The 13,930-nt window shown below is 40.2% G+C and carries 14 protein-coding genes; 1 reads left to right on the forward strand and 13 read right to left on the reverse strand.

Features of this window, described 5'->3' with window-relative positions; translation table 11 throughout:
* From QZU77_RS08525 to QZU77_RS08570, 10 genes are all read right to left on the reverse strand, one after another.
* Nucleotides 1-490: DUF2800 domain-containing protein (locus QZU77_RS08525; protein WP_295603091.1), on the reverse strand; the 490-nt coding region annotated here is incomplete at its 3' end.
* Nucleotides 491-495: 5 nt separating this feature from the next.
* Entirely contained in the window at nucleotides 496-840 is a 345-nt protein-coding gene (locus QZU77_RS08530; RefSeq protein WP_295603093.1) for a hypothetical protein, read from the reverse strand.
* Nucleotides 827-2,080: a peptidase U32 family protein gene (locus QZU77_RS08535; RefSeq protein WP_295603095.1), complete on the reverse strand. Its 1,254-nt coding sequence runs from the start codon at nucleotides 2,078-2,080 to the stop codon at nucleotides 827-829. The genes QZU77_RS08530 and QZU77_RS08535 overlap by 14 nt, the downstream gene beginning before the upstream one ends.
* A 5-nt stretch (nucleotides 2,081-2,085) precedes the next feature.
* Nucleotides 2,086-3,507: an amidophosphoribosyltransferase gene (purF, locus tag QZU77_RS08540; protein ID WP_295603097.1), complete on the reverse strand. Its 1,422-nt coding sequence runs from the start codon at nucleotides 3,505-3,507 to the stop codon at nucleotides 2,086-2,088.
* A gap of 67 nt (nucleotides 3,508-3,574) precedes the next feature.
* Entirely contained in the window at nucleotides 3,575-4,468 is an 894-nt protein-coding gene (locus QZU77_RS08545; protein ID WP_295603099.1) for a hypothetical protein, read from the reverse strand.
* 9 nt (nucleotides 4,469-4,477) lie between these two features.
* Complete coding sequence (gene galE, locus QZU77_RS08550) at nucleotides 4,478-5,446, reverse strand: UDP-glucose 4-epimerase GalE (RefSeq protein WP_295603101.1); 969 nt, start codon at nucleotides 5,444-5,446, stop codon at nucleotides 4,478-4,480.
* Nucleotides 5,447-5,455: 9 nt separating this feature from the next.
* A complete protein-coding gene (locus QZU77_RS08555) occupies nucleotides 5,456-6,634 on the reverse strand; it encodes an NAD(P)/FAD-dependent oxidoreductase (RefSeq protein ID WP_295603103.1) in 1,179 nt (392 codons plus the stop codon).
* Nucleotides 6,635-6,639: 5 nt separating this feature from the next.
* Nucleotides 6,640-6,807, reverse strand: coding sequence for a 4Fe-4S binding protein (locus QZU77_RS08560; RefSeq protein WP_292740002.1), 168 nt, complete (start codon nucleotides 6,805-6,807; stop codon nucleotides 6,640-6,642).
* 123 nt (nucleotides 6,808-6,930) lie between these two features.
* Nucleotides 6,931-7,356: a universal stress protein gene (locus QZU77_RS08565; protein WP_366208872.1), complete on the reverse strand. Its 426-nt coding sequence runs from the start codon at nucleotides 7,354-7,356 to the stop codon at nucleotides 6,931-6,933.
* A gap of 3 nt (nucleotides 7,357-7,359) precedes the next feature.
* A complete protein-coding gene (locus QZU77_RS08570) occupies nucleotides 7,360-9,063 on the reverse strand; it encodes an ATP-binding cassette domain-containing protein (protein WP_295603108.1) in 1,704 nt (567 codons plus the stop codon).
* A gap of 88 nt (nucleotides 9,064-9,151) precedes the next feature.
* Between QZU77_RS08570 and QZU77_RS08575 the strand changes: the two genes are divergently transcribed.
* A complete protein-coding gene (locus tag QZU77_RS08575; protein ID WP_295603110.1) occupies nucleotides 9,152-9,448 on the forward strand; it encodes a hypothetical protein in 297 nt (98 codons plus the stop codon).
* Here the strand turns inward: QZU77_RS08575 and QZU77_RS08580 are convergent.
* The 3 genes from QZU77_RS08580 to QZU77_RS08590 form a co-directional block, all read right to left on the reverse strand.
* Nucleotides 9,445-9,858 carry a hypothetical protein gene (locus QZU77_RS08580; RefSeq protein WP_295603112.1) on the reverse strand — a complete coding sequence of 138 codons (414 nt, stop codon included), beginning with the start codon at nucleotides 9,856-9,858 and terminating at the stop codon, nucleotides 9,445-9,447. The two genes, QZU77_RS08575 and QZU77_RS08580, sit on opposite strands and share 4 nt — an antisense overlap.
* Before the next feature lie 230 nt (nucleotides 9,859-10,088).
* On the reverse strand, nucleotides 10,089-11,840 hold the full coding sequence (gene uvrC, locus QZU77_RS08585) for an excinuclease ABC subunit UvrC (protein ID WP_295603114.1): 1,752 nt from the start codon (nucleotides 11,838-11,840) through the stop codon (nucleotides 10,089-10,091).
* Nucleotides 11,841-11,849: 9 nt separating this feature from the next.
* Nucleotides 11,850-13,930 (reverse strand): DUF3320 domain-containing protein (locus QZU77_RS08590; RefSeq protein ID WP_295603116.1); only part of this gene is annotated, 2,081 nt, incomplete at its 5' end.

Here is a 13,930-nt window from a genome sequence, read left to right on the forward strand (position 1 = left end):
AGAACTCCACCGTGTCGCCCGCAACCGCAACAACGTCCGCAGTACCGTAGTAACCATTAAGATAGTTACCTAAATCTACTAACGTTTCGATATACACGGTCACGCTTCCATGCTTCCGTTCCATCCGCAGCAGTTCTTCATAAACCTTCTGCGCGCTTTTGAACGCTAAATCGTAGTAGCTGTTATCCCAACCTGCAATTTTGCTCAAAATATCAATGTACTTCGTGGACAGTACCCTTTTCGTATTTTCGGACCCAGTGTTTACGGTACTGTCAATTAATGCTCTCAACAAAATCGCACATGCTTTGTGGATAGCTGTTCCGCGTTTAGCATCATCGCTGCTTTCATATTCTCCGCCGGTATCGTGGCTTACCATCTGTTCCATCCTGAACTTGTCGGCGCAAATCGCACACGATTCTAACGCGGACGGGGACGGGTAAGCCGTACAATGCAGCCCATCCCGCGTATTACTATCAATTACTGTAATCATACATATCACCACCCATGCAACTTCCGGCAATCTACGATATCGCCGTTCCACTTCACATGCAGCTTGTTAATGCCTGTGATAGACGCGCTGCATCCGTTAGTCAGCAAACCCTGCAGGAAACCCGCGCTTACGTACTTACCGACCAGCAAAAAATCCCTGAACCCGAAATGCATCAGTTCAATGGCAACGTACCAATCTTCACAGTTACGCGAGTCCACGACCAAATCTTCATTATCTGCGTACCTGCCATCGCGCATATTGTCGCGGACGATACACCAGAAAGAGTCCGATACGCAACCATCGTTTTTTGCTTCCAAGATTTCTTTAAGTTTTTCATCACTGATAATCATGATTATTCCTCTCAACCAATTTATAAATAAAATCGTTTTCACGCACTTTTGAAGGCATTGCTATTGCAACATTTGACCCCTTCTCCACACTGTCAACCGATTCGCCCTCAATCTGCATGGAATCAATCGTGTGAGTGATGGAACCTGTAGTCTTTCCCTGGATGATGATCTTATCTCCTATCTTCAAATCATCCCATATCCTAATTTCAGCAGCCTTAACCCTATTATAATAATTGACAACCTGCCCTATATCCCTTTTAATATACTTGGATTGATTGTCCTCGCTTGTCTCGAATGGAGTGTTGAAGTAGAAATTAGTGTCAAAGCCACGGTTGAACACGCTTGTCAGCTCATCCATCCATTCACCTTTAACTTCATAATCATGAGGATTCGCCTGATAGTCATCAATCGCCTCACGGTATATTCCGGTGACCATGGCGCCGTAATCAGGGCTTCTGGCACGACCCTCTATCTTGAATGATGCAACACCGCTCTCCATCAATTCGGGGATGTGCTCTATCATGCACATGTCCTTTGGGGAGAAGAAGTTGGTCCTGTAACTGCCGTCATCGCTGGCAGTTATGATGAATGACTCATCCTCAACATCGGAGAAGTTGATGACATTGTCGTCACCTTCCTCATAGGTCAATGTCCAGTTCTTTCGGCAAGGCTGCAGGCAGTCACCGCAGTTGGCGCTTCTTCCATACAATCCGTAACTTAAAAAGCATCTTCCAGAAATGGCCATGCAGATTGCCCCATGGATGAATATTTCAGTCTCGATAGGTGATTTTTCAGTTATTTCAGTGATTTCCCGCAATGACAGTTCACGGGAAAGGATTGCTCTTTTGGCACCTAACTTTTTAAGGGTTTTGAGAGTGAAAGAATTAGTTACGTTTTCCTGAACGCTTATGTGCGCCTCAAGGCCATGGGACACTGTATCCTCTATCAATCCTATGTCCGATAAGATTAGCCCGTCAATTTCTGATGAGGAAATCTTCTCAAGTTTTGATTCGAGTTCACAGGCTAGCCTTTCGTTTAAAATGATGTTGGTGCATAAGTAGGTTTTAGCCCCATACTCCTGAGCTATTCTTGAAACTTCACTCAAATCATCTAAGCCAAAGTTTTTGGCATTGGCCCTCATGTTGTAATCATCAAGGCCAAAGTAAACCGCATCAGCACCATTTTCAAACACTGCACGCAAGGATATGAAGTTTCCTGCTGGAGCTAACAGTTCAACCATGATATCTAAGGCTTATAATAAGTTTCTGCTTCGAGTCCTTCAGGAATTTCAGTAGGATAATCCTCGTTCAGACATCCCATGCACAGGTTTTCCTCAGGCATTCCGATAGCCTTAACCAATGCAGGCAATGTAATGTATCCTAAACTGTCAATGTTGAGTTGCTCTTGAATTTCCTCAATGCTGTAATTGGCTGCAATCAACTCTTTCTTGGTAGCCATTGCCACACCATAATAACAAGGAGCAATAACCGGTGGACAACCGACCAGGAAGTGAATTTCAGCAGGCTCAGCCTCTTTTACAAGGTCCAGCAATTGCTTGGATGTGGTTCCTCTAACTATACTGTCATCTATTAAAATAATCTTTTTGCCCTTAATGGCCTTTTTGATTGGATTTAATTTAAGCCTGACCGCCAGTTCCCTTTCCTCTTGGGTCGGCATGATGAATGTCCTTCCGACATACCTGTTCTTGATTAAACCTTCACCATATGGTATTCCGGAAGCTCTTGAGTATCCTATCGCTGCCGGGATTGATGAGTCCGGCACTGGAATTACAACATCCGCATCAATCGGATACAGTTCATGCAGCTGCTTACCGATATTCATACGGGTTTCATAAACGTTAATGCCGTCGATTGTACTGTCAGGCCTTGCAAAGTAAACGTATTCAAACATGCAGTGTGAAAGCTTGCATTTTCCTGCACTTTCCAGCATGTGAGAGTTAATTTCATCATTTTCAAAGTAAATGATCTCACCAGGCACGATATCCCTGATGTATTCTGCATTTATAACATCAAACGCTACGGTTTCAGAAGCTAAAACAAAATCATCGTCTCTTTTAGCGACAGCAAGTGGCTTTATTCCCATAGGATCCCTTACACCATACAATTCACCGTCGACAAGTATTGTCAATGCATATGAACCGACGAGTTTTTTACATACAGCTTCAATAGAGTCTATAACATTCTTATCATTGTCATAATGCTCTTTTTTAAGCATGTAGCAGATTACTTCTGAATCGGAATCGGATTTGAAATAGAATCCTTCGTCAATTAGCTCTTGTCTTAATTCACCGGAGTTGACAATATCTCCATTATGAGCCATTGCAATGAATCCGTCACCGAAATCGGTTACGAACGGTTGTGAGTTTTCAAGTTTTGATTGGCCTGTGGTTGAGTACCTTACATGACCTATGGCCATGTGTCCAGGCAGGCTTTGAATCCTCTCATTGCTAAAAACATCAGTTATCAATCCCATTCCACAGTAATGGTTTAAACCGATTGTTGGATTAAAACTAGCAATTCCTGCTGATTCCTGACCTCTGTGCTGTAAAGCATATAAACAGTAATAAATTAATGATGCAACATCCTTGGAATCGTCTTTAGAATGAATTCCAACAATACCGCACTTGTCTTCCATTTCACCTTGCATGTACTATAACTCCCATTAAAATAGTATAATAATAATTTTGTTAAACTAGTATAAAATAATTAATGTTTCAGTCCCAGAAGTTTTCAAAATTGTTTGATATTTCATAATCCTCATTCACTTCCGGAGGGACATTTTCCTCATTTGAGGACAATTCCTTTCTCAAATCATCGCTGCTGTCATCAACAAATATCAAGGCAGTCCGGACAATGTTTAACCATTCGACAGCCTTGTGCCTTGACTCCGCCGCTATGAAACCCTGCCCAACAATTATATTCTCCGGGCGGAACTTGTCTGTGGCGATGACTATTCTTTCCTCGTCAGACAGTTCCTGATGGAAAGTGTCCTGCCACAGCTCCTCCAAACTGAAGATTTCCAGGATATCCTTGGAATAGACATCCTCATAGCGTGTCTTGAATGCTGAGTAATCAGCCTTGATTTCATTAATGTCTTCCCTCAATTCCTTATTTTCCTGAGTTAAAACATCCTGTTCCTTGATGATTTGATTGTAGTCGTCAAGCAGATTATTGTAGTTATGAGTAACTTTCATCAGCTTGTTTTCCAAAGTGTGAATGTTGATTAAGTTTAAAGAATAAGATAATGTTGACTTTATTATTGAATTAAGAATCTCCTTTTCAGCCAGTTTGAAATCGATTGACTCGTCTTCAACAATAATGTTATTATAATCAAACAGTCCAATATGATTAAAATCAGTTTTCAATTCATTAAAAAGAATATTGTATGTTTCATCATGACCATATCCTCCAATCAGAAGGATATCCGCACCAGTGGCTACCTTTTTAACTATGCTTAACTCCACTGTCGGTATGATTGATGAAACAATTATATTATAGTCATTGTCAAGCTGGATGTTATTGACAGCCTTTGAGACAAGCTGAGCAATATCCAAACCGTTGACAATTATGCGCACATCAATTTTTGATTCATGAGATTCGGCGTTCATGAATATTACCTAAATTCCATTGATTTTCTGATGCCACTTCCATGCAGACTCGACAATCTGCTCCAGGTCATATTGCGGAGTCCATCCGAGCTTGTTTTGTATTTTAGATGAATCAGCTATCAACCTTGCAGGATCACCCTCACGACGCTCATCCACCTTAACCTCAAAGTCCCTTCCGGTGACTTTCTTGCACATTTCAATGACCTCGCGAACTGAAAAACCCAGTCCGTTGCCCAGGTTAAATACGTTGGATTCATGCTCATTGCACAGGTACTCATATGCCTTGATATGAGCGTCTGCAAGGTCATTTACATGAATATAGTCACGAATGCAAGTTCCGTCGGGAGTGTCATAGTCATCACCGTAAATGTAGATGCAATCGCGCTTGCCGATTGCCGCATCCAATATCAATGGTATTAAATGGGTTTCAGGCTCATGCAATTCCCCAATCTGCCCGTCAAAGTCACAGCCTGAAGCATTGAAGTATCTTAATGCAACATAGTTGAAGTCTCCTTTAGCGGCTTCCCTTTCCAGGGCCTTTTCAACGAGCCATTTGGAATGTCCGTAAGGATTGATTGGCTTGAGGTTTGAATCCTCAGTGATTGGGATTTCCTCAGGGTTTCCGTATACTGCTGCAGTGGATGAGAATATGAACTTATCCACATTGTATTCGCGCATTACTTTAAGGAGATTTAAAGTATTTTTATAATTGTTCTTCAAGTATTTCTGAGGCATTTCTACAGATTCGGCTACTGAAATGAATCCTGCGAAGTGGATAACACCATCAATGTCATATTTTTCAAAAACCTCACTCAAATCCCTACTGCCTATGTCATAGTTTTCCAAGTGTCCCCATTTAACAAAGTTCTCATAGCCTTTTGAAAGGTTATCCAATACAACAGTGTCATAACCTGCATTATGCAATGCTTTGTTGGTATGGGAACCAATATAGCCTGCTCCACCAGTAACCAGAATCAATTTCAACACCTAGATAAATTTACCTAATTTAAGTAAAGCCTTTGGAGAAATTTTAATTAATTTTTTAACAATTTCAGTTGTGGAAATTTTCTCAAAGCTTTCATCTTCAAATGCATGTGCAATACTGTCCAATTCATCATCGGATAAAGTGAGTAGGTATTCTTGAACCTTTTTGTATCTTTTGATTTCATGGTCCAATTCATCATGAGCCATCTTATCATATTGTTTTAAGAATTTCTTGGAACAGTCCTCTTTGATAGCTTGAGCAGCCACTTGTCCTGCGCACATTCCACCGGTCATACCGGAGATGATTCCTCCACCGGTCAATGGGTTTACTTGTCCTGCAGCGTCCCCTACAACCATGATGTTGTCATCGTAGAGTTTTTTGGTCATTCCACCAACAGGGTCCCCACCGACGTTCAATTCCACTGCTTGTGCGTTCTTGAGGTATGGGGAGGTAGCCACAAAGTCATCTAAGTATTCTTTTGCGGTTTTTTCAGCCTTGTGAGGCAATATTGCTAAACCGACGTTTGCAATGTCATCCCCTTTAGGGAAAATCCACACGTATCCTCCAGGAGCGCATGAACCGAAGTAGAATTCAATGACTCCAGGTCTTTCGAATTCAACGTTACACATTTCGTATTGGACACCGGATTCCATTTCTTTTGCTTTTGCAGCTGGCCTGAGTCCTGCCCATCTTGCGACGTGGCCTTCAGGTCCGTCAGCAGCGATTAGGATTTTACACTTGTAGTCGATTTTTTCGCCCATGCATTCAGTTTCAACAATGTAGCCGTTGTCGATTTTTTCGATTCCAGTGACTAATGTTTTGATTTTGATTTCTGCACCTGCTCTTGCAGCATCCATTGCCATGTGCTTGTCGAACACTTTTCTTTCAAGAATGTATCCTGCTTCCGGCAATTTCACTTCATCTTTTGTTAACCATACGTCTGTTCCATCAGGAGCCTGTAATCTTACTCCTTGGATTTCCTGAGTCACCCATCTTGGGGATGGTTCGATTCCTAATTTTTCCAATCCTTGGATGGATACTCCTTCAGCGCATCTTTTCGGTGCACCTATTTCAGATTTCTTATCCATTAAAATAACTTTTGCTCCGCCTAATGCAGCGTGTTTTGCTGCACTGGATCCTGCAGGTCCTGAACCCACTACAATTACATCAGTTTCAATCATATTAATCATTCCTCTTTTTCTAATGCGTCAATTGGACATGCTTTAATGCAGGTGTCACAATCCTTACAGTCATCATCGTTGAATACTAATGCGTATTCCCTTACTTGTATCAAATTTCTTGGACAAACTCCGGCACATTCTCCGCAGAATGAGCACCAATCTTTAACAATCATAAAAATATCTCCTATAATATAAACAATTTATGTTATGAATAATTAGATTTTTATATTATTTAAAAGTTTAGTAAAAAATAGCAGTATAACCGTGTAAAAAAAGAAAAAAATAATTTTTAAGTATTATTTAACCAATAACACTGGGACAGTGGAAGTTCTAAGAAGCCTTTCAGAGACTGAACCTATTTGAGTGTCGGACACTTCATTCTCCTCAAAGGATACAAAACGATTGTTGTTTGCCCCATGAGCATGAATGACAACCAAATCGGCTCGAGTCTGGTCGATAATGAACTTCATATCCCTTAACGGGTCAGCAGTAAGCAGATGTTCGGTTACCTCAACGCCAACGTCTGATGCCTTTTTAGTGATCTTGGCCAAGATGGCATCACCGGAATCCTCTTCTGAAGCATAGCTGTTGAATGAGAATTCCTCCAAAACGTGAACCGCTGCGATTTTAGAGTTGAATTTCTGCGCCAATTCAATGGCAATGTCTGCTGCCTCATAACCATAATCTGAACCGTCAACGGGAACTGCAATAACGTCAAACATCATCTAATCCCCTTTCAGGTAGTCCGCATGACAGAAGTCAATGAAATTGTCCACGATTTCATCAATGTTTTCGCTGTCGTCGATTATTTTACCGTCATCCATGAACACTGCCCTGTTTGACAGTTCCTTGATAAAGTCAGTGTTGTGTGAAATCATTATTACAGTGATTCCATAATTCTTTGATATGGTTTTCAGCGCATTTGTGACATCCCTTAATGTGACAGGGTCCAAATCACCGAACGGCTCATCTAAAAGCAGGAATTTCGGTCTTGAAATCAGAATCAATGCAAGCATGACACGTACCTTTTGACCACCTGAGAGTTCATAGGATTTCCTGTAGAGAATGTCCATGTCCAAGTCAAGGCTATCGAAAATGTCAGCCACCGCTTCCTTGGTGGCGGTTTCAGGGAATCTTGGGAACAAGTCGTTCAATATTTCAGCGTCCAGACCTATTTGTCTTAGACGGTCCTTGGCTTCGGCTTCAGGCAAGTCTGTTAACTGGTAAAATGAATCCAACAGCTCGTCGCTGAGCCCTATTTGCTTAGCCCTTTTCTGAGCATCCTTGATGATATCCTGGTTCTTGTAACCTAATCTTGTTGCCAGTTGGTTCAGGACGGTTGCATAGTGAGTCAATGCGAATTCCTGGTGCATGAATCCTAATTTTGAACGGATTTTCATACGGTTCATGCCCGGAATGTCAATGTCGGCCCATTCCTCATCCACCTTATACAGCACCTCACCCTTGTCAGGGTCGTCCAATCCTCCAAGCATCCTTAAAAGCACAGTCTTACCAGCACCGCTAGGTCCTATAATGCTTAAAATATTCTCTTTTTGAACCTTGAAGTTGATGTCCTCGATTTGAAGAACTTCCCCACCGGTCAGCAGGTAGAAGCGTTTATATACATCCTTGACCTCTACGACATCCTCATCGGTTGCGATGTTTTGAATATCAACTATGTCATCCATGCCTTCCATGAACTTGTCACAGATTTCATCGGCAGAACCTTCATCGACGATTTCACCGTCTTCAAGTAAAATCACCCTGTCCGCCAGGTACTTTTGAACATCAGGCAAATGTGAAACGAGAACAACTGTAATGTTCAATTCCTTATTGATCTTTTTAACCGCATCCAATATTTCTTGTTTGGTTTTAGGGCATGCCATGGTTGCAGGTTCATCTAAGAGTAAAGCTTTTGGCTGTTTGGCAAGTTGCCTTGCCATGATAAGTCTTTGTTTTTCTCCACCGCTTAAAACTGATGCGTAATGGTCTTTCTTATGGGTCAATGAGACAAGCTCCAACAATTCATCTGCTTCCTCGCCGAATTCGCTTTCAGCAACTTCAAAGTTGGTGTCACCCTCATCGAAGTATCTTCTGGCATACAGTTTACGAAGCACATTTTCACGCACTGTATCAGGCCATACGCCAAATGACCTTTGAAGGTGTATAGCTGTCTCCTTTTTAAGGTTATTGTAATAGAACTGGGATGACTCGGAAGTCACTTTAACGTCACCGACACTGATGCTTCCCTCATCAATGTGCTCAACACCACGCAGTGCCCTTAAAAGTGTAGTTTTGCCGGAACCACTTTTACCCATGATTCCAATGATTTCACCTTCCTTAACCTCAAAACTAACGTCGTTAAGTGCAGTGACTTTTGTTCCATCGTCAAGTTCATAAGCTTTACTTACATTTTCAACTTTTATCATTCTTTATGCCCCTTTTTTAATCATAACAATTTTTATTGTTGAAACTATTTATAGTTTAAATTTAATATAAATTAAACAAGTGATAAAAATGGCTAGCGAAAATAAAATTCAGGAATATTTAGACACCTTAGAACAAGACAAAATTATGATTGAAACCCATTTTGCCAATATGGAAAGGATTCTAAGAGACAATCCAAAGTTAGACCAGCAAAAAGCATTCGGACTACTGAATAACTTTAACACACTAAGTATCCAATACGACCAGTTATGCAATGACCTTATCAACTTTATCAAAATCTTCAAGGGTAAAGATGAACAGGAAATCAGACTCTATAAAACCGATGAGTTAATCGAATTACTGGAAAGCAGAATGAACCAATTCTAATAATTGTAATTTATTATAACATGACCGGTTACATTAGTGGATGATTTTTCTTCTACAACTTCACCATTTCTTAAAAGCTGCACTGTAAGTTCGCCTTCACCATAATCCTCTTTTTGAACGTCAACGGAAATCCTATCCCAAGCAGCGCAGTCCAGTGTAAATGATTTTTCACCGTAACCTGACTCTCTTACAAGATAGTTAGGATCACCCATTTCAGCAACCCAACTGCCTTCGTATTTGATGATAGCTTTATAAGGATAAGAAGAAGTTTGGTGATGACTTCCATCATCAGTAACAACATTTAATGATTCTTGATAAGTCGGTTGAGTACTGTTATAGACAAATGAGAATAATAAAAACGCTATAACAATAATCCCCAATACAATAACTATTTTTTTGCCTAAGCCCATATTCCAACTACTTTCTCGCCGAGTATATTTAATCCTTTTACCATCGGCATCAGCAAGGCGATAGGCACAATTATCACAATATACGGCTGAGGATGAATTTTCATACCCACACCGTGGACATTTAACCATAATAATTAAACCTTTTCAATTCTTTATGAAAACATTATAATAATTCTTATATTTAAATGTAATTGAAAATTAGGGCTTTTTTAGGAAAAAGTAGTAAAATATCAGTGATAAAAATTAAAAACATTTTGAGCACTCTTTTGATTCATACCATCTATTTTAGCCAAATCATCCACTGAGGCTTTTTTAATATTATCCACATTACCAAAAGCTTTCAAAAGGGCAATCTTCCTTTTCTTGCCTATTCCCACAATATCATCAAGTGAAGAAGCTTCAATATTCTTGCTTCGGAGCTTACGATGATAGGTGATTGCGAAACGATGAGATTCATCACGGACTTGCTGAAGCAAATGCAAAGCCTTGTTGTTTTTAGGAATGATAATCGGACGAGATGAATTGGGAATGAATATTTCCTCAAACTCCTTGGCCAATCCAATAATAGGTATATGAGTCAGGTTCAACTTCTCAAGCACTCCACAGGCCATACCCAATTGTCCCTTACCACCATCAATGACTATCAGGTCTGGTTCAGGATCACGGTCAACCATTTTCAACCTGCGAGTCAGCAATTCCTCCATCATGGCAAAATCATTCGGACCAGGTGTTTCCATACGGAAATGCTTGTATTTTTTCTTATTTGGTTTGCCGTCCTTGAAGGACACTTTTGACCCGACGGCAAACTTGCCTGAAATGTTACTGATATCATATCCTTCAATGACGCGAGGCAACTTTTCAAGCTTAAGGTACTTTTTAAGATCAATCAATGCATCCTCCATTTTCTTCTTCTGATGCTTGATTATTTCAGCATTCTTCTTGGCCATTCTGACCAGCCTTAACTTAACACCCTTTTGAGGAACCTTAATCTTAACCTTGTTTCCTCTCAAATCGCTTAGCCAGTCCTCAAGCAGTTCCTTATCGTCAATGTCCTCATCCAATAATATTTGCTTTGGAACATGGCGATTGTAACCATAATATTGCTGGATAAATGCAAACATGATTTCTGATGATGAGTCATATTGTGATGCGCTCATCAAGAAGTCGTCACGCCCAACTATCTTGCCGTTTCTAATCGGCATAATGATGACCACAACCTCATTTTCACCAGGCGCTATCGCTATCACATCCTGGTCCAGGTCGTCATCGACAAGGTCAACGAACTGCTTTTCCATAATCTCCTCAATGGAATTGATCTGGTCACGTATGACCGCAGCCTTTTCGAATTCCTCCTTAGAGGCAGCTTCCATCATTTCCTTTTTAAGGTTTTTGACTATCGTTGAGTACTTGCCCTGGAAGAAAAGGTCAATCTTGTTTATGATTTCAGAGTATTCCTCCTTGGATATTCTGCCGTCACATGGAGCATAGCACAAGTCGATTTGAGCGTTCAGGCAGGGTCCATTCATATTGCGGCAGGTTCTTATTTTAAACAGTGACTTTAGGAACTTGACTGTTTGTTTGACGGAACCCACATCAGTGAATGGTCCGAAATACACTCCATTCTTGGTGACATTTCGTGTTATGACAAGTCTTGGAAACTCCTCATCAGTGATTTTTACATATGGATAACGCTTATCGTCCTTGAGCTGAACATTATATCTTGGACGATGCTTTTTAATCAGGGTGGCCTCCAGAATCAATGCTTCCTTTTCAGAATTAGTTACTATATACTCCAGACTATGGAAGTGACTCATCAATATCTGAGTCTTCGGCCTGTCCAATTTTTCCCTAAAGTAAGATTTAACTCTTTTAATGAGGTTTTTCGCCTTGCCTATATAGATTATGGTGTCTGTTTCATCACGCATTATGTAGACGCCTGGCTTATTGGGCAGGTTATCCGGAGAAGTGACTTTGGTTGACATGATACTCAATTATTTAAGTTCAACGTAATCGTTTTCAATCTTGACCCTATTGTTTGCAATCATCAAATCAAGCACGCCGTTGATTCTTGAAGCGGTCTTTTTGGATGTTGACTTGAATCCGAAGTTTCTTGATGTTTCTTTTGCAATCTGCTTGGTTGATACATTATTGTTATGCAGCAGCACCAGCTCGATGCTTTTTGCGATTTCCTCATCTGAAATCAGTTCTATGTTCGGCTTGTTTCTTCTTCTGATGACAACATCATTGTTTGATGCGTCATATAGGAAATCACCGATTTTAATTATTTGACCAGCCTGTTCTGCATTTTGAATTGCAGTGTTGACTGTTCTTTTCAGTTTAGATCCTGCACGCTTGATGTTGCAGCTGTCTTTTATTCTTTTGGTTACTTCACTGACATGTATCGGACCTTCAATGTCAACTACCATCTTGATTGAATCGGATATCTTGCTGATCGGTTGGTTGTACAGATCATCAGATGAATGCAATCCTATTTCATCTGATTCAACATAGTCTATTATGCTGTCTTCAGGCCTATTTTTGCCCGGCAGCTTATGATTGTCAAAGGCCTTAAGTTGATTGTCCTTCTTATGCCTTTCCTTTTCAATTTCCTTATAATCTTCATTTGCGGATAGGATAATGTCCTCCAATGCTTGGTCTTTTAACTCTTCCCTTCTGAATTGTTCATGAACAGGGACAATAACCTCCTCATCGCTTTCAATTTCTTTTTGAAGAGCATCCATTGTCATTTCCTTTTCAATTCTAATCTCTTCTTTTTCAGCGAAGGTCAATTCCTCTTCTCTTTCAATGATTTTATCTGAATCATCATCGCTTGGCATGTTCAAGTAATCTGCAGGATTGTATTCCTCAGTCCTGTCAACTACTGAAACGTAATCGATTTTTGTTGGATTTTCAATTTCCTTTAATGATTTATTAATGTATTTCATGTCCTTTTTGATTCCTTTGATGGAATCTTTTACGGTTCTTGGCTTTTCATCCTCATAGTAGAAATTGTTCTTCCGAAGCTTGCTTGTAACATCATTCGAACCCTGATAATATGTTACTCCATCGCTTGATATGGCTTCATCAGTGACTTTTTGTTCGCCTATGTCATCGATTTCATCATCTTGAATGTTTGATTCATTTACTTCAACGTTTTTGTTATCAGATGGTTTATTTGAATCGATGATTTCAGATGCTTGAATGTTTTCAGCGCCATCATATTCGATTTTCTCAGCAACCGGCTCTTGTGGCATTTTATCCCGAACTTTTTCATCGCCAAACATATCGTCAAGATAATCCTTCTTAGCATCGTCGACAATATGTGAAATGTCATGTGATGAATCATCATTTCTTAAGTCAGGCAGCTCGTCATTGAAAATATTCAATTCCTCATCATCGCCATAGTATATTTTTTCATCATTATTCAAATCAGGCAGGTCATCATTGAAGATGTTCAATTCTTCCTCACCGTTAACTATCTCCGCTTCAACCACGTATTCGTCACGAGGGGCAGGCTTGTGCAGAGGTTCTGCATCATCGTCAATGAACTCTCCCTTAACTGTTTTAACCTCTTTAGGTTGAAGTTGAGTTTCACCACCGACAACTTCTGAAATTATTGATTTGACAAAACTGTTTCTAGGCTTGCTTCTGTGCTTTTGGTCAATTTCCTGCGCCACGTTTCCGGATTCATCGTTAATTTCATTTTCCAAATCATCCTTCACATCATCACTGCCATGGTCAACATGAACATGATCATCATCAGAACCCAAATCAACCCTATCATCAGCAGAATCATCCTTCACATCATCATTACTGTGATCAACATAAATATAATCATCATCAGAACCCAAATCAACCATATCATCAGCAGAATCATCCTTCACATCATCACTGCCATGGTCAACATGATTATTGTCATTATCAGAACCTAAATTAATCTTTTCTTTAATAGATTCTTTTTTAGTTTGTTTTCCAACAACCTCAGGCTCAACAAACTTCTCGCTAACAGACTCATCAACAACCTCAGGCTCAACAAACTTCTCGCTAACAGACTCATCAACAACCTCAGGCT

The sequence above is a fragment of the uncultured Methanobrevibacter sp. genome, assembly GCF_902774605.1.
In the GTDB taxonomy this organism is placed as follows: Archaea; Methanobacteriota; Methanobacteria; order Methanobacteriales; family Methanobacteriaceae; genus Methanocatella.